Source organism: Salegentibacter sp. BDJ18, assembly GCF_017579965.1.
Taxonomy (GTDB): Bacteria; Bacteroidota; Bacteroidia; order Flavobacteriales; family Flavobacteriaceae; genus Salegentibacter.
Window position 1 is genome coordinate 14,360 of sequence record NZ_JAFLQX010000026.1, and the last position, 17,109, is coordinate 31,468.

Below are 17,109 nucleotides of genomic sequence, written 5' to 3' on the forward strand. Positions count from 1 at the left end.
TTTAAACTTATATCTCTCGATCTTTGTCAAATCCTTCAAGATATTGGGCTACACGTTGTACAAATTGGCCTCCAAGTGCTCCATTTACAACCCTGTGATCGTAACTGTGAGATAAGAACATCTTATAACGGATTCCTATAAAATCGCCATCTGGAGTTTCTATTACCGCGGGTACTTTTCTAATGGCTCCCAGGGCAAGAATTGCAACTTGCGGCTGGTTAATTATAGGAGTTCCCATAATACTTCCAAAAGTTCCTACGTTGGTTACAGTGTAAGTTCCACCCTGAATATCGTCTGGCTTTAATTTATTCTGGCGTGCACGGTTTGCAAGATCATTTACCTTTTTAGCAAGGCCAACAAGGTTAAGCTGATCGGCATTTCTAATTACCGGCACTATTAAATTTCCATCTGGAAGAGCTGCAGCCATCCCAAGGTTTATATTTTTCTTCTTGATAATCTTATCGCCATCTACCGAGATATTGATCATTGGGAAATCACGAATTGCTTTTGCCACGGCTTCCATAAAAATTGGAGTAAACGTAAGTTTTTCTCCCTCTTTTTTCTGAAAATCGTTTTTGTGCTTGTTTCTCCAGTTCCAGATATTGGTAACATCTACCTCTATAAAAGATTGAACGTGAGCTGAAGTTTGAGCGCTATCTACCATATGGTGTGCGATCATTTTACCCATACGGCTCATTTCTATAATCTCATCTTCTCCTGAAGGCACCACTTTTTCAGACTCGGCTTTGGCACTTGCCATTTTCCCGGTATCTGCTGCCGGGGCTGTAGCAGTTTTTGTAGTTTGTTTTTGGGAAGTTCCTTTTTCGCGGTTTTCAACGTAAGCCAGGATATCATCTTTAGTCACGCGACCGTCTTTACCGGTTCCTTCTAACGATTCAAGTTCGTCCAGGCTTATATTTTCTTCTTTGGCTATATTTTTCACCAGCGGTGAATAAAATCTTGAAGCTTCAGAAAAATCTTTGCTTCCTGCAGTTTCTTTCGCTGTCTCGACACTTTCGGCTACTTCTTCGGCATATTCATTTTCCTCTTCACTGTCATCCAGATCAAGGTCTAATTCATCATCACCTGCACCGGCTGGGATTTCACCTTCGGTTTCAATAATAGCTATGGTTTGGCCTACCTGTACTACATCATCGGCTTCAAAAAGTTTCTCTACCAATTTCCCCTCTACTTCGCTGGGAACTTCGCTATCTACTTTATCGGTAGCGATTTCAAGAACCGGTTCATCGGCTTCAATGGTATCCCCAACTTCTTTTAACCAGTTGGTAATAGTTGCTTCGGCGACACTTTCGCCCATTTTTGGTAGCTTAAGTTCAAACTTTGCCATATCTATAATTGAAAGCTTATTTTAAGGTTTATGCTTGCGAATTTAATGAAAATTCAACTTTAAAAGTATTAAAAAATCAATAAAATGAATTTTCGTTATAAATTTTCTGTTTTAGAAAATATTTTCGCACCTGGGTAAAATTACAATTTCAAAAGCTGAAACTAAATTTTTCAGTAGAAATATTATTGATTAAGTGGAAGTTTATCGGGATCCTGTCGTGTATCAAAAACATGGAGAATCCTAATAAGAGTTTCATTTGGAACACTATAAAAAATAGAATTATGCTTTGTTACCACACATTTATAAAACCTCTTTCCTTTTGAGAGTACAGGAAACTGATAAGGATTTCTCTTAATTAGCTCTACCGAATGTTCTAAAGTATTAAAGAAATTTTCACTAACTGTTTTGCTCCAATTATTTTCAAGATAATCAAGAATATTGTCTAAGTCTTTTATGGCTGAAGCAGCCCAAATAACTTCCTTTTTAGAAGCCATATTTATCTTTTACTCTTCTTGCAACTTCTTTATGAGGAACTCCTGCTGCACTACCTAAACTTTTTTCAGCATCTTCAATTCTTTTCTTTTGCCAATCAGGCATTAAATCCCACTCCTCAATGTGATAATCGGTTTGCGGTTTCTCAATATTTTCTTGTTGATGAAAATTTTCAATTAACTCCTGAACTTGGAGTAATTGAGCTTCATTAAGTCCCTCCAATTTTTCAATAATCGCTTTTTTAATTGCTGAAATTTCCATCTGTTACTTTTTAGCGCGAAGCTCACTTAAAGATATCAATTTTTAGTAGAATTTTCAAACGGAACCCTATTGGTAATACTTCTTCCCAACGTTACCTCATCTGCATACTCCAGTTCGTCTCCTACCGAAATTCCTCTTGCTATTGTTGAAGTTTTAATACCGGTACCTTCCAGTTGCCTGTAAATATAAAAATTAGTGGTATCACCTTCCAACGTGCTGCTTAAAGCAAAAATGATCTCCTCCACTTTTCCTGCCTGCACTTTTTCTATTAAAGGTTTAATACTTAGTTGCGAAGGACCAATACCATCCATCGGACTTATTTTTCCTCCTAAAACGTGATAATGCCCGCGGTATTGATCGGTGTTTTCAATAGCCATTACATCGCGAATATCCTCTACCACACAAACAATTTCTGAATTTCTGGAAGGATTAGCGCAAATAGCGCATAAATCAGTATCGCTAATATTGTAGCAATTTTTACAAAGTTTTATTTCGGTTCTTAGCTTGGTCAGTGCATCGGCCAGTTGTTTGGTCTGCGATTCGGGCTGCTTTAGCATATGCAATACCAGCCTTAAAGCGGTACGCTTCCCAATGCCCGGCAGTTGAGACATTTCATCTACAGCCTGTTCCAATAGTTTTGAAGAAAAATCCATACTGCGAATTTATGATTTTTACTCGATAATCGAGATTTAAATCTACCAGCCGGCCAGGATTGAAAAATAATTTTCTGCCATATACATCACCAGCTGCTAATTGTACATTTTAAGTAAGCGGGCTAAAGTTTCAGCTTAATTTGTAAATTCGCCACTTCACAAAATCATCGCTATGCAGCCCTACCATATTTTAATTTTAATCGCCGCTTATTTCGGACTTTTATTTTTAGTTTCTTTCTTTTCAAGCAGAGCGGGTAGTAATGCTGAATTTTTTCGTGCTAATCGGGAGTCACCCTGGTATATCGTGGCTTTTGGGATGATTGGTGCTTCGCTTAGCGGGGTTACTTTTATTTCTTTGCCGGGAACCGTGGCTACCGATAGTTTTAGTTATTTTCAGGTGGTTTTGGGTTATACCGTAGGTTATGCTGTGATCGGGCTTATTCTATTGCCCCTTTATTACAGGTTAAATCTTACTTCAATTTATTCTTACCTGGAAAGCCGCTTTGGGAAATATTCTTATAAAACCGGGGCTTCATTTTTCTTACTCTCAAGGATAGTTGGGTCCAGTTTCCGGCTTTTTCTAGTAGCAAATGTTTTACAACTTATCCTTTTTGATGAATTAGGAGTTCCCTATTACGCTACGGTTTCAGCAACCATTTTCTTAATTTGGTTATACACTTTTAGAAGCGGAATTAAAACCGTAGTCTGGACAGATACCCTGCAAACATTTTTTATGCTGTTATCACTCGGCGTTACTCTTATCGTGGTTTCAGATGAATTAGGGATTACGGCCGGGGGAATGATGAATCATCTTTCAGAAAGCGGACTTACAAAAATTTTCTTCTTTGAAGACTGGAAAAGTAGTGATCACTTTATAAAACAATTTGTGAGCGGTGCTTTTATTGCAATAGTAATGACGGGGCTCGACCAGGATATGATGCAGAAAAACCTAACCTGCAGAAACCTGAAAGATGCACAAAAAAATATGTTTTCGTTTACTATTGTACTTACCATTGTAAACATGATGTTTCTTATTTTAGGAGTCCTACTCACCCAATACGCCGATTTGAGCGGAATTGACGCGATTAAAGATGAACTTTTCCCTGCAATTGCAACGGGAGGTGAATTAGGAATTGGTGTAGCTATTCTTTTTATCCTGGGACTTATCGCTGCGGCCTATTCCAGTGCCGATGGCACTTTAACCGCGCTTACTACTTCTTTTAGTATTGATATTCTAAATATTGAAAAACGCTATGAAGAAGCCAAACAAATGAGAATTAGAAAGCAAATTCATATTGTAATCTCTATTTTATTTATCGCAGTAATGCTAATTTTTAAATATGCGATAGCCGATAAAAGTGTGATTAATAAACTGTTTGAATTTGCCGGATATACTTATGGTCCGCTGTTGGGACTTTATACGCTTGGTTTATTTACCAATATTAAAGTAAAGGATAAGCTAGTACCTATAGTTGCAATCCTGGCGCCTGTTTTATCCTACATAATTAGTATAAACAGCCTGGTTTGGTTTGGGTTTGAATTTGGGTTTTTTATTTTAATTCTAAACGGATTCCTAACCCTATTGGGATTAATATTGATTCGTACCAAGCATCACTAAAGTACAGGCAATTTCAACTTCAATATTATTTTTTCTCAGGATTTGGTAAAATTCAGGATTTTCTGTTCCGGGATTAAAAATTACTCGCGTAGGATTTAGAGAAACAATATAATCGTAATATTCCTCCTGTCTTGGCGGGCCTAAATAAAGGGTAACCGTATCTATATCCTGAAAATGAATTTTTTCGGTTTCTATTTTAACTCCTGCAACTTCGCCCTTCCTTAAACCAATAGCTACTGTAGGTTGATTATACCTTACCAAACGTTCTATCGCGATATTAGAATAACGGGAACGATTAAGAGATGCGCCGAGTACTAAAGTTTTTTTCTCCATATAACAAATCTAAGGTTTCAGGACAAGTGTAACAAAAATACTTCCCCATAGTCTTTAGGATAGCTTAGTTGCGGGAATATAGATGTGATGGTTAGTAAACCCGTAATTTTAGCGGCCCGTATTTCTAAAATACGGGCTTTTTTTAAAATTCTTTCTAAAATTCTGTAACAATTCATTTTTCTGCTCGTCTTTATAATAGAGGAAAGATCAAAATTTTTAAAAATGCACGTTTATCTATTATGCAATACAAAGTATAAGGTATAACATTCAAGGGGTCATTCATCAATCAAAAACTGGTAAGTTTTATTCATCAAAATTAAGAATTTGCCAAAAGAAACATTCTGGTATTATGTAATACAAGGATTTATTTTAAACATACTAATCATCAAAATCAATCAAAAAATGAAACAGTTATTTTTAATTTTAGCATTATGCATCAGCAGTTTTACTGCAATGGCCAACGAACCCGTGGGAAAGATATCGGGTTCTGTAATAGATGGCGACGTGGAAGAACCAATCCCCTACGCTACCATTAGTATTACAGATATGGAAGGAAACCTGGTTTCGGGCAATACTTCTTCTGCCGATGGTACTTTCTATATTGAAAAGATTCCAAACGGAGCTTATATGTTTAAAGTTCAGTTTATGGGGTATAAAACCTTTTCTAAACAAATAGAAATCACTAAAGACCAAAGCTCCCATAATTTTGGTACTATTAAATTAGAACCAGATGTTGCGATGCTAGACGGGGTTACCGTGGTGGCAGAGCGTACCACCATAGAGCAGCGAATAGACAGGAAAGTAATTAATGTGGGGAAAGACCTTACCACTACCGGCGCCAGCGCTTCAGAAATTATGAATAACGTACCTTCTGTAAACGTAGATCAGGATGGAAATATTGCGCTTCGCGGAAACTCTAATGTGCGTATTCTTATAGATGGGAAACCAACCAATATGGATCCTGCGCAGTTGTTGAAACAAATTCCCTCAACTTCGATAAAAACCATTGAATTAATAACCAATCCTTCGGCAAAATATAACCCCGAAGGGATGAGCGGAATCATCAATATAGTATTGCATAAAAATGCCAACGATGGTTTCAACGGAAATTTAAATACCGGTGTTACTATTGGTGAGAACACCCGTTACAACGGTTCTCTTGATATGAATTACCGAAAAGGAAAATTCAACTTTTACGGAAATTTTGGCGCCCAGTTTGGTGATCGCAACAATCTTGGAAGAATCAATTTTACTGAGGATAATTACCGACAGGCTTTTGATATTACCAACAGAAGAGAATCTTATTTATATAAAGTTGGGGTAGATTTTTATCTTAACGACAAGAATACATTTTCATTTTACACTAACCAGAATCATTACGACGGTGGACCTTTAGGAGCTTTAAGAATTATTTATCCTAATAATTCAGAACTTAATTTAGCGCAGAACCTTGATGCAAATTTCAATAATATTAATAGCACCTACAATTTCGCTTACGACCGAAAGTTTGAAAAAGAAGGACATAAAATTATTTTCGAAGTAGATTATAACACCTTTAATGAAGAGGAAAATTCTATCTTTAACTTTGAAGGAGACACCGAAGGTTTCACAGATTACCGTGACCATGTGAATGGAAGCCGGGAAAATATTATCGCGAACGTTGATTATGAAAATCCCCTTTCAGAAAATAGTAAACTTGAGGTTGGAGCTGAAGCCAGGCTTTCAGATACCGATAATGATTACAGTACCACCAGTGACTTTTTAAACGATGCCACCTACCAGTATAAAAGAGATATTTATTCGTTTTATACCACTTACGGACAAAACTTTGAAAAGTGGTCTTACCAGCTTGGTGCCAGATTGGAGAATTTTAGCGTAGATGCAATTTACAACGGCGAAAATGTTTTTAACGACGATTACTTTAATATTTACCCTAGCGGATTCCTGAATTTTACTCCAAATGAAACAAATTCCTATCAATTAAGTTATAGCCGAAGAGTAGATCGTCCCGGTTTTGGCCAGGTGAGTCCTATTCGCGAGATAAGCACACCCAGGTTAACCGTTTCCGGAAATCCAGAATTAGATCCGCAATTCACCAATTCCCTTGAATTTAATTATACCCGGAAGTTCACTAAAAAAGGAAGTTTGACTGCAGGTGTTTTCTTTAGAAATATTAATGATGAAATCAGCCAGGTTTTTATAGAAGATCCTAATGAAGAAGGTTCGCTTTTACTTCAATTTGACAATTTTGAAGATAATAATGCTTATGGGCTGGAACTGGGAACCAATTATAAATTTACAGATTGGTGGAGCACAAATACCAATTTTGAATTATACAGCCAGCGATTAAAAGGAGTAGTTGGCACCGAGTATTTGGAAACCGATAACACCGCCTGGACTTTTAGAACCAATCATAATTTTAAAGCAACTGATAAATTAACCTTCCAGTTATTTGGATTTTACCGAAGCAAAGCTAAAAATCTTCAAATGGATATGGACCCGATGTATTTTATGAACCTTGGCGGGCGCTACACCTTTCTTGATGATAAAGCCACTCTTAGCCTAAACTTTAACGATGTTTTTGATACGCAGGAATTCAGCTTTACCAATGGCCGTCCCCTACCGCAAACCGGAAGATTTAAAGGTGAAACCCAAAATGTATATATAGGCTTCTCCTATAGATTTGGCGGTGGCAAAAACAGGGCATTAAAAAGAAAACAAAGAGATGACAACGAAGCCGAAGGCGGTGGAATGTTTTAGAAATAATAGTTTGTAGTTTAGTTTGATTAGCCAAAAAACCCGGTAATAGTTTACCGGGTTTTTAATTTAACATTAATTCGGCTCCAATGTGATTTAAGTCACATTCCAATACCTACAATTACATTTATCTTTGCATTTAAATGGGAAAAAGAAGCACATTTATCATTTTACTATTCACGGTAGTTATGCTGTTTAACAGCATAAAGAGTGGTTTTATGATAAGTTTCTACCTGGTAGATAATTCAAGTTTTACTGAATTATTCTGTGTTAATATAGACAAACCAGAAATGGAATGTAATGGAAAGTGTGAAATCTCAAAATTAAGTCAGGATTCTACAACCAAAGAGAAACCAACCCATCTTGATTTTTTACAACGGCAGGTAGTTCTCTTTTTTAACCCAATGCAACAACTAGAAGTTTTTCAGTTCTCAGAAGAAGAAAATACTCTAATAACATATTTAAATAATTATACCTACCAATACTTACCAAAGTCTTTTCACCCACCTTCTTTTAAAGCTTAATTTTTTCAGAATTATCATAAAAATCCATCGGTATAAAGCGGCGGATACAATCTACTTATATCAATTTTTAAATAGCATTAAATGAGAATTTTAAGCATATTATTATTCCTGTCTTCTACCCTATTACTACAAGCGCAGTCTAAAATAAGTCTTGTAGACGAATTTAATATGGAACCTATAAAAGATGCAACTATACAGGTTAAAGGCAGCAGTAAAGCAGCTGTCAGCAACAAAAAGGGAGAAGTTTTTATAAATTTTTCTGAAGAAGATACGCTTCAGATAAGTCATTTAAAATACCGAAAACAAAATCTTACAAATATCAAACCGGGTGAGGTTATCTACCTGGAAAGATTCACTTTTAGAATTAGTGAAATCCTTCTCCTTGGAAATCCACAAATAGATCCTGCACAAAGCCTGGTAAAAACTAATTTTAGAGAAAAGGTGGTGCAGCCCAAAAATGCCGGAGAGCTTTTTAACGATATCAACGGATTTTCACTTATTAAGCGAGGTAGTTACGCTATGGATCCAAGTATGCGTGCCAGCCAATATGAACAATTAAACATTCAGTTTGACGGTGGCACTAAAGCGATGCACGCCTGCCCTAGCCGTATGGATCCCATTACCACCCTGGTAAATCCCGAAGAAGTTAGTAGAATTGAGATCATTAAAGGTCCTTTTAGCGTTAGATACGGAAATACTTCTGGTGGAATTATCAATATGGTAACCGACAATACAGTGGAAACCACTGATGCATTTTCCGGGAGCGTTTCTTCAGGATATGAAAGTAACGAGAATTCTATGGTAAATATGGTTCAACTGGAAGGCCATCTAAATAAATGGGATCTTTCGGGAAATTTTAGTCAGAGAGATTATGGCGACTATGAAGATGGTGCTGGGAGAAGCATACCTTCCTCCTTCCGCAGCCTGGGTTATAATTTGGAAGCAGGTTATTCTTTTAACGAAAGTAACAGGTTAAAAGCAGGCTTTCGGCAATCCTTTGGTCGCGATGTAAAACACGCGGGATTAATGATGGATACCGATGAAGATAATAGCAGTATTTTTAGCCTGGACTATAACTACAAGGCTGAAACGGGAAAATTTAAAGGTTTAACTGCAAAGGTCTACTACTCTTTTGTAGACCATATTATGGACAATTACCAGCGCCCTTCTTTTAATCGAATTGAAGCAATTTCTAAGGTAGAGGCAACCACTTATGGTGGAAAACTGGAAGCCGAATGGAAGCTAAACAACAAGTGGCGGTTATTTTCTGGAATAGATGTTACAAATCTCTCCCGTGATGGGCAAAGAAAACGCCTGGTTAAGATGAATATGGCCGGCGAACTTTTAGAAATACCAATGGAATTCGAGGATAAGGTATGGCAGAACAGCTATGTAAATGATTATGGTGTTTTTGCCGAAACCAGGTTTATACTCAATAAGAAAAACATTTTTAATATTGGAGCTCGTATAGATCATATTGTTTCAGAAAGCCGTGATCGGGACGAAAGTTTTTCTGAATTATACCCGGACAATGGAAAGCGCAACGAACAACTTTTTAGTGGCACGGTAGCTTATAAACACTTATTAAAAGAGAATTATTCCCTGGAACTTTCCTACGGAAGAGGTGCCCGACCGGCAAATATGGAAGAACGCTATATTGCCTTTTTCAATATTGGAAGAGATCCTTATGAATATGTAGGAAATCCCAATCTGAAACCTGAAGTAAATAATCAATTTGAGGTAGGCTTCAACGGAAAAGAAGTTTATACCGGAACCCTGAAAAGTTTCAACTTCTCCGTAAGTGCATTTTATTCAATATATGAGAATTATATCGTTGGTTTAGTAGATGAAAGCTTAACCAGAAAGAATATGCCAAATCAACCGCCTGTGCATCCAAAAGTGTTTAGAAACCTTGATGAAGCCTACAAGACAGGTTTCGAACTCTCGGGAGAACTGGTGTTTAAGTCCGGTATTAAACTGGGCACAGACCTGGCTTATACCTACACTCAAAACGAAGATCTTGGAGAGTCGCTACCACTATCTCCACCATTGGTGAGCAGATCACGACTGGAATATGAAAGTTCTAAGTTCTGGACCGGGATTTATTACAACATCACTGCAGACCAGGAGAACATAGCTCCTTCCTTTGGAGAGACCAGAACACCCGGTTATAGTTTAGTGGATCTAAAAGCCGGAACTACCGCTGTTAAAAACCTAAATATTGGCGTAGGAATCCTGAATGTTTTTGATAAATATTATTACAATCATTTAAATTTCGCTTTTAATAACCAGTCAGACTTCACCCGTCAACCGATCACCGAACCGGGCAGAAATTTTACGATTTTTATTAATTATAATTTCTAATTAAAAAGTAGTACAAAATAAAAAATCCCGCAAATAGCGGGATTTTTTATTGTTATAATTCAAGTTTTCTTAAGCCTCTACAGCATACATTTTATCCCGTTGCTCTTTAATCTTTTTATCACTCATATATTCATCAAAAGTAGCATAACGATCTATTGCCCCGCCTGGTGTTAGCTCAATTACACGGTTGGCTACAGTTTGCGCAAATTCGTGATCGTGTGTGGTAAACATTACCGTTCCTTTAAAATTCTTTAGCGAGTTATTAAAAGCGGTAATAGATTCCAAATCAAGGTGGTTTGTAGGTTCGTCTAACATTACAACGTTAGCCCTCATCATCATCATTCGGCTTAACATACAACGCACTTTTTCACCTCCAGAGAGAACTTTACAGGTTTTTAGTGCTTCTTCTCCACTAAATAACATTTTACCTAAGAATCCGCGTATATAAACTTCTTCTCTTTCCTCATCGGTTTTAGCCCATTGTCTAAGCCAGTCTACCAAAGTAAGATCATTCTCAAAAAACTCTGAGTTATCTAGCGGAAGATAAGATTGAGAAGTGGTAACTCCCCATGAATATTTACCAGATACCGGCTCCTGATTTCCGTTTATAATTTCATAAAAAGCGGTGGTTGCTCTAGAATCTCTAGAGTAAACTACAACTTTATCACCTTTAGCAAGGTTGATATTTACATTTTTAAAAAGCGTTTCGCCTTCTATAGAAGCTTCCAGTTTCTCTACATTTAAAATCTGGTCTCCGGCTTCACGTTCACGTTCAAAAATAATTGCAGGATACCTTCTACTGGAAGGTTTTATATCTTCAATATTAAGTTTATCAATCATTTTTTTACGGGAAGTAGCCTGTTTAGATTTGGCTACGTTCGCACTAAAACGCTGTATAAACTCCTGTAATTCTTTCTTCTTTTCTTCAGATTTTTTATTCTGCTGAGCACGCTGTCTGGCGGCAAGTTGAGAAGACTCGTACCAGAAGGTATAATTACCACTAAAATGATTTATTTTTCCGAAGTCAATATCAGAAATATGAGTACAAACAGCATCCAGGAAGTGACGGTCGTGAGAAACAACGATTACCGTGTTATCATAATTAGCCAGGAAATGCTCTAACCAGGAGATGGTTTCGTAATCCAAATCGTTGGTAGGCTCATCCATAATTAGCACATCTGGATTTCCAAAAAGTGCCTGGGCTAATAACACCCTTACTTTTTGAGTACCATCAAGGTCTTTCATTAAGGTTGCGTGATATTGTTCTTTTATTCCCAAATTAGACAATAAAGAAGCGGCATCACTCTCGGCATTCCAGCCGTTCATTTCTTCAAATTCTACCTGTAAAACGCCTACTCTTTCTCCATCGGCATCGCTGAAATCTTCTTTCATATAGATCTCATCCATTTCCTTCTTGATCTTCGCAAGAGGCTGGTTCCCCATAATTACGGTTTCTAAAACCGGGGTGTCATCATACAAGTTGTGATTCTGCTCCAGTACAGACATTCGTTTACCCGGCTCCAGGTTAACGTGGCCAGAAGTAGGCTCAGATTTTCCGGAGAGGATATTTAAAAATGTGGATTTTCCGGCGCCGTTGGCTCCAATAATTCCGTAGCAGTTGCCCTGGGTAAAAGTGGTGTTCACTTCATCAAACAAAACACGCTTGCCAAATTGAACCGAAAGATTTGATACTGAAAGCATAAAATAGAATTTGTAAATTTTTGCAAAAATAGCCAAACTTCAACACTTATCTAAAGATTAACGTTTTTATTATTCTTTTAACGCCCGATTAACATTCAGGGTATATGGCTCGGGTTATATTTGCCGGTAATGCCAGAAAAAGTGGCATTTCTAAGTCCTTAGTTCTTGAAGATCTCCATGAAATATTATATACTTTTTTTTCTTATAGGAGTTATTTTTTTTACCGGTTGTAATGACTCTCAAAAAGACCAGAAAGGAACTTTTGTGGGCGGTCAAATTATGAACCCCTACAATCCCTATTTCATTCTTTCTAAAGATAATAAGACCATAGATACGCTCTTCCTGGATCAAAATAACCAATTTGGGAAAAATTTTAAAGGTTTAGAAGCTGGGATTTATAGTTTTAACCACCCGCCCGAAAATCAAATTATGTATTTGGAACCCGGTGATAGTGTTTTGGTTTGGTTAAACACTATGCAGTTTGATGAATCGCTTAATTTTAGCGGTCCTGGAGCTGCTAAAAGCAGTTTTTTGCTAGATATGTTTCTTAATAATGAAAGGAACAATAACTTAATGCTTTCCTATTATAAAATAAATCCTAATGAGTTTGCCGGAATTACCGATTCTATTAAAAATAGAAGGAAAAATAAATTAGAAAAGTTAAACGAAAAGAAGAATTTTTCTGAATCGTTTTTAGACCTCGCCAATAACAGTATAGATTACGATTTTTACCATCTTAGAGAACGTTATACGTTTTTAGTAAAGAAATACTATAACGAACTAGCCCAGCAAATTCCAGATGATTTTCACGATTACCGCGGCGATCTTAACTTTAATGACACTAAGCTTAAAGAGTACTACGGTTATCTTAATTTTATTGAAGATTATCTAAGAACCCGTTCTATTGAAAGATGCCTGGAAGAGTATGATACCAATGCCGATTGCTTTGAATTACACTCTGTAGACAATATTCAATATCGAATTAGCCTTGCCGATTCACTAATAGAAAAGAGCGAAATCAAAAATATATTTATAAACCGCCTGGCAATTCAGGGAATGGTATTTTCTAACAATGCTGAAAAGATTGATAGCATCTTAAATATTCTTGAAGACATTAATTTTAATGGAAAAAATCTTCCCGATTTAAAGCAGATGGCAGCAATACAAAAAAGTTTACTGCCCGGGAATAATATTGGAAGTTTATCTTTAACAAATTTTCAGGAAGAAAACATACAGCTGGAAGATATTTCAGATAAACCTATAGTTACCTATCACTGGTCTATGGAAGCGCCAGAACATTATAAATGGCAACATTCTATTATTTCTACCTTACGGGAAAAATATCCTGAACTGGAATTTGTAGGAATTAATATTGATAACGACTCTCAACAATCCTGGAAGAATACTGTAGAAGTGTATGGGATGAATAAAGAGCGAGAATACAAATTAAATTCGGCTAACATCAACGTTAATCTACTTAAAAACTACCTCAACAAACTTATTTTTCTGGACACCCAGGGGAATATAGTAAACGGTGAAGCACAACTTAACACACCTAATTTTGAAAGACAAATTTTGGAGTTTTTGAATAATTAAAAAGGCTATTTAGAGAGTTCTTTAAAATTTATCGTCATCCTGAACTTGTTTCAGGATCTAAGATGTTAGAAGCTGAAATAAATTCAGCTTGACGCAAACTCTTTAAATAGCCTTTCCATAAATTTTATTTCAGCAATTTCTTATTGATTTCCTTTCTTATAATCAGATAAAAATTTCTCTAAACCAATATCTGTAAGCGGATGTTTTAATAAACCTTCAATAGAAGAAAGTGGCCCGGTCATTACATCGGCGCCTAATTTTGCGCACTCTAAAACGTGCATGGTATGACGAACGGAAGCTGCAAGAATCTCAGTTTCAAATCCGTAATTATCATATATCAATCTGATATCTGCAATAAGGTTTAAACCATCAGTAGAGATATCATCTAAACGTCCAATAAAAGGAGAAACATACGTAGCTCCAGCCTTGGCCGCAAGCAAAGCCTGACCTGCTGAAAAAACTAATGTACAGTTGGTTTTAATCCCATTATCGCTAAAGTATTTAATCGCTTTAATTCCTTCTTTGATCATAGGAACTTTCACAATAATTTGCTCGTGTAATTCGGCCAGCTCTTCCCCTTCTCTAACTATTCCGTCAAAATCGGTTGCGATCACTTCAGCGCTCACATCACCGCCTACAATTTCACAAATTTCCCTGTAATGCCTGTAAATATTATCTTTTCCGGAAATTCCTTCTTTCGCCATCAAAGAGGGATTGGTAGTTACACCATCTAAAACCCCAAGTGCCTGGGCTTCCCTTATTTGATCAAGATTGGCGGTATCAATAAAAAATTTCATAACCTATAATTGTTTAATGTGTTGTTTTTACAAAATTATAACTTATAATGCTTAAGCAGCATTTTTTCATAGACTTTATCAGGTAAAATTCGCTTTAAACCCACTGAAAATTTCTGAAGCGCCTCCCCTACTTTATAATGCCCGCGAGGATCTTTTTCCTGAATAATTTTATGCACTGCTTTAGCCATGACAAATGGATCTTTCCCCGCATCTACATCTTCATTCATCAATTTCAAAGTATTCCCATAAGGTTCTTTGTAAGGAGAATCTTCCAGAACGGGAGCGTGATAACGACCGGCTGCGATATTGGTCGCAAAATCTCCGGGAGCAATATTGGTCATTTTTATATTGAAATCTTTCAATTCCATTCTAAAAGCTTCGGTTGTAAGTTCTAAAGCGCCTTTTGAAGCTGAATAAATTCCGCGGTAAGGCAAGCCCATATAGCCGGCAATAGAAGTAATATTTATAATTAAGCCGCTGTTTTGCTTTCGCATTTCAGGCAAAACCGCTTTTATCACTTTTATAGGTCCAAAATAATTTGTTTCAAAAGCTTTTACGATTTCTTCATCTGGAGTTTCCTCAATGGGACCGGTAATTCCAACACCTGCGTTATTGATAAGTACATCAATTTTGCCTTCCTCAGCAATTATTTGTTCAATAGCAGCGGTAATCGTTTCCTTTTGGGTCACATCTAGAGCCACCATCGCAAAAGGAGGATGGGATATCTTCGCCGGATTCCGGCTGGTACCGTAAACTTTAAAATTATGTTTAGAAAGGTATTCGCCTATAGATTTTCCAATTCCGGAAGAAGCTCCGGTTATAAGCACTACTTTTTGAGGAGATGCATTTGTTTTCATAGGCTGCAAAGATGCGATAAAATTTAGAACCTTTTAGAAACAAAAAATGGCAAGCTCCCCACATCACACCGCTACGACCGCCTACCCTTGCTGCGTTCCCGCCCTGGGGGATTCAGCAGGAGCTGGTTGTGTGGGACTTGCCGCTGCAAATATACAATCTTTCCTACTTTGCGCAAGTATTTTTTAAACCGAATTAAGTATTTTAGCAAGGTATTTAATGCAAAAGATCAATGAATAAATTTAAGTTCCTGTCCCTGTTAATATTAGGATTTTTATTTTTTTCCTGCGGAAGTAATTCTGATAAAAAAACTTCTTATTTTAAGCTAAAAACTGCCGAAAATAAGACCGAATTTAAGCTTGGAGAAACAATTAAAGGCTCGATAGAAAACCTAAAAGACCGAGAAATTGATTCTATTCAACTTTATTTTCAGCAAAAATATCTTCAAACTTTAATAGCGGAAACTTCTTTTTCGGTTCCACTTGAAAACACAAAATTAGGACGCCAAAAACTGGAAGCCATCGTTTTTTCTGAAGGGGAAACCGATACAATTAGTGATAACCTAAAAATTTTAAACAACCAATCTCCAAAAGCATATACTTATAAAGTAATTAAGGAATACCCGCACGATAGAGAAGCTTATACACAAGGTTTAGAATTTTATGAGGACACTTTATATGAAAGCACCGGGCAATATGGCAATTCTTCCTTAAGAAAACTCAACCTGGAAACCGGAGAAGTTTTAAATAAAATAAACCTGGACGACACTTATTTTGGCGAAGGACTTACCATTCTTAATAACAAACTTTACCTGCTAACCTGGAGAGAAAAAGAAGGTTTAATCTACAATTTAGAGGACTTTGAACAAACCGGCACTTTTAGCTATAACCAGAGTAAAGAAGGTTGGGGTTTATGTAACGATGGTGAACAACTTTACAAAAGTGATGGCACCGAAAAGATCTGGATCTTGGATGCAGAAACACTTGCTGAAAAAGATTTTATACAGGTGGCTACCAACACTAAGATTTATTCAAAATTTAATGAACTGGAATGGGTTGAGGGAAAGATCTATGCCAATACTTACCAGTTTCCCAGTGTGACTATTATTAACCCTGAAAACGGAGCAATAGAAGGCGTGATCGATTTTAGGGGATTGCGGGAACGCTTAGGTAATCTTGATGATTTGGATTCTCAAAACCACGTGCTTAACGGCATTGCCTATAACCAAAATACCAACAAACTTTATGTGACCGGGAAAAACTGGGACAAGGTTTTTGAAGTAGAAATAATAGAAAAATAATGGCTGAAACACCAGAAATATTTGAACAAAGCTTTTTAGTTGAAGAAAGGCATTTGGATGAACAGAACCACGTGAATAACGTGCAGTATGTACAATGGGTGCAGGATGTTGCTAAAGCGCATTGGGAATCGCGAGCCACCAAAGAGCAAAATGAGAAATTTTTCTGGATCGTGGTTACCCACGAAATTAGTTATAAGCAACAGGCTTTTTTGGGCGACAGGATTTTACTGCAAACCTATGTTGGTGAAACTTCTCATGTAAAATCTGTGCGGCACGTGATTATAAAAAATGCTGAAACCGAAAAAGTTTTAGTAGAAGCCAAAACCACCTGGGCACTTATGGACCAGGAAAAGAAAAGACCAACCAAGATTTCTGAAGAATTAAAGAAGGTTTTTCAGCAATAATTCTACACATTTCTGAGCAGCGCAAAAAAAAGCTTATTTGAAAGTTTTTTCTACTTAGATCCTGAAATAAGTTCAGGATGACGTGAAAGACAACTATCAAATAAGC

Annotated in this window: 15 protein-coding genes and 1 other RNA gene; 7 read left to right on the forward strand and 9 right to left on the reverse strand. The window is 36.8% G+C overall.

Annotated elements, in window-relative coordinates:
• Positions 1-7 precede the first annotated feature (7 nt).
• The 4 genes from J0871_RS15185 to recR form a co-directional block, all read right to left on the reverse strand.
• On the reverse strand, positions 8-1,348 hold the full coding sequence (locus tag J0871_RS15185) for a dihydrolipoamide acetyltransferase family protein (RefSeq protein WP_208226095.1): 1,341 nt from the start codon (positions 1,346-1,348) through the stop codon (positions 8-10).
• Between the two features lie 182 nt (positions 1,349-1,530).
• Entirely contained in the window at positions 1,531-1,842 is a 312-nt protein-coding gene (locus tag J0871_RS15190) for a type II toxin-antitoxin system RelE/ParE family toxin (protein WP_208226096.1), read from the reverse strand.
• Positions 1,832-2,101, reverse strand: coding sequence for a hypothetical protein (locus J0871_RS15195; protein ID WP_208226097.1), 270 nt, complete (start codon positions 2,099-2,101; stop codon positions 1,832-1,834). The genes J0871_RS15190 and J0871_RS15195 overlap by 11 nt, the downstream gene beginning before the upstream one ends.
• Positions 2,102-2,136: 35 nt before the next feature.
• Positions 2,137-2,754, reverse strand: coding sequence for a recombination mediator RecR (recR, locus tag J0871_RS15200; RefSeq protein ID WP_208226098.1), 618 nt, complete (start codon positions 2,752-2,754; stop codon positions 2,137-2,139).
• 172 nt (positions 2,755-2,926) lie between these two features.
• On the opposite strand from recR, the gene J0871_RS15205 reads away from it, so the two are divergent.
• Positions 2,927-4,372, forward strand: a complete 1,446-nt coding sequence (locus J0871_RS15205; protein ID WP_208226099.1) for a sodium:solute symporter — start codon at positions 2,927-2,929, stop codon at positions 4,370-4,372.
• Here the strand turns inward: J0871_RS15205 and J0871_RS15210 are convergent.
• Positions 4,343-4,705 carry a CoA-binding protein gene (locus J0871_RS15210; protein WP_208226100.1) on the reverse strand — a complete coding sequence of 121 codons (363 nt, stop codon included), beginning with the start codon at positions 4,703-4,705 and terminating at the stop codon, positions 4,343-4,345. The genes J0871_RS15205 and J0871_RS15210 overlap by 30 nt on opposite strands.
• Positions 4,706-5,107: 402 nt before the next feature.
• Here J0871_RS15210 and J0871_RS15215 point away from each other — a divergent pair, with 402 nt between their 5' ends.
• The 3 genes from J0871_RS15215 (at position 5,108) to J0871_RS15225 (ending at position 10,350) form a co-directional block, all read left to right on the forward strand.
• Positions 5,108-7,465 carry a TonB-dependent receptor gene (locus J0871_RS15215; protein WP_208226101.1) on the forward strand — a complete coding sequence of 786 codons (2,358 nt, stop codon included), beginning with the start codon at positions 5,108-5,110 and terminating at the stop codon, positions 7,463-7,465.
• 215 nt (positions 7,466-7,680) lie between these two features.
• Positions 7,681-7,986, forward strand: a complete 306-nt coding sequence (locus J0871_RS15220) for a hypothetical protein (protein WP_208226102.1) — start codon at positions 7,681-7,683, stop codon at positions 7,984-7,986.
• Between the two features lie 81 nt (positions 7,987-8,067).
• Positions 8,068-10,350, forward strand: coding sequence for a TonB-dependent receptor (locus J0871_RS15225; protein WP_208226103.1), 2,283 nt, complete (start codon positions 8,068-8,070; stop codon positions 10,348-10,350).
• A 69-nt stretch (positions 10,351-10,419) separates the two neighbouring features.
• On the opposite strand, the gene J0871_RS15230 is transcribed toward J0871_RS15225, so the two are convergent.
• The gene (locus J0871_RS15230) at positions 10,420-12,051 is read right to left on the reverse strand and encodes an ATP-binding cassette domain-containing protein (protein WP_208226104.1); all 1,632 of its coding nucleotides are present in this window, start codon (positions 12,049-12,051) and stop codon (positions 10,420-10,422) included.
• Between the two features lie 177 nt (positions 12,052-12,228).
• Between J0871_RS15230 and J0871_RS15235 the strand changes: the two genes are divergently transcribed.
• Positions 12,229-13,647, forward strand: a complete 1,419-nt coding sequence (locus J0871_RS15235) for a hypothetical protein (protein ID WP_208226105.1) — start codon at positions 12,229-12,231, stop codon at positions 13,645-13,647.
• A 140-nt stretch (positions 13,648-13,787) separates the two neighbouring features.
• Here J0871_RS15235 and fsa read toward each other — a convergent pair whose 3' ends face one another.
• The 3 genes from fsa to ffs form a co-directional block, all read right to left on the reverse strand.
• Positions 13,788-14,444, reverse strand: coding sequence for a fructose-6-phosphate aldolase (fsa, locus tag J0871_RS15240; RefSeq protein ID WP_208226106.1), 657 nt, complete (start codon positions 14,442-14,444; stop codon positions 13,788-13,790).
• A 35-nt stretch (positions 14,445-14,479) separates the two neighbouring features.
• Positions 14,480-15,301 carry an SDR family oxidoreductase gene (locus J0871_RS15245; protein WP_208226107.1) on the reverse strand — a complete coding sequence of 274 codons (822 nt, stop codon included), beginning with the start codon at positions 15,299-15,301 and terminating at the stop codon, positions 14,480-14,482.
• A gap of 44 nt (positions 15,302-15,345) precedes the next feature.
• An RNA gene (gene ffs / locus J0871_RS15250) (signal recognition particle sRNA small type) lies at positions 15,346-15,444 on the reverse strand.
• Positions 15,445-15,531: 87 nt separating this feature from the next.
• Between ffs and J0871_RS15255 the strand changes: the two genes are divergently transcribed.
• A complete protein-coding gene (locus tag J0871_RS15255) occupies positions 15,532-16,599 on the forward strand; it encodes a glutaminyl-peptide cyclotransferase (RefSeq protein WP_208226108.1) in 1,068 nt (355 codons plus the stop codon).
• Positions 16,599-17,003 carry an acyl-CoA thioesterase gene (locus tag J0871_RS15260; protein ID WP_208226109.1) on the forward strand — a complete coding sequence of 135 codons (405 nt, stop codon included), beginning with the start codon at positions 16,599-16,601 and terminating at the stop codon, positions 17,001-17,003. The genes J0871_RS15255 and J0871_RS15260 overlap by 1 nt, the downstream gene beginning before the upstream one ends.
• The last annotated feature ends 106 nt before the right edge of the window (positions 17,004-17,109 follow it).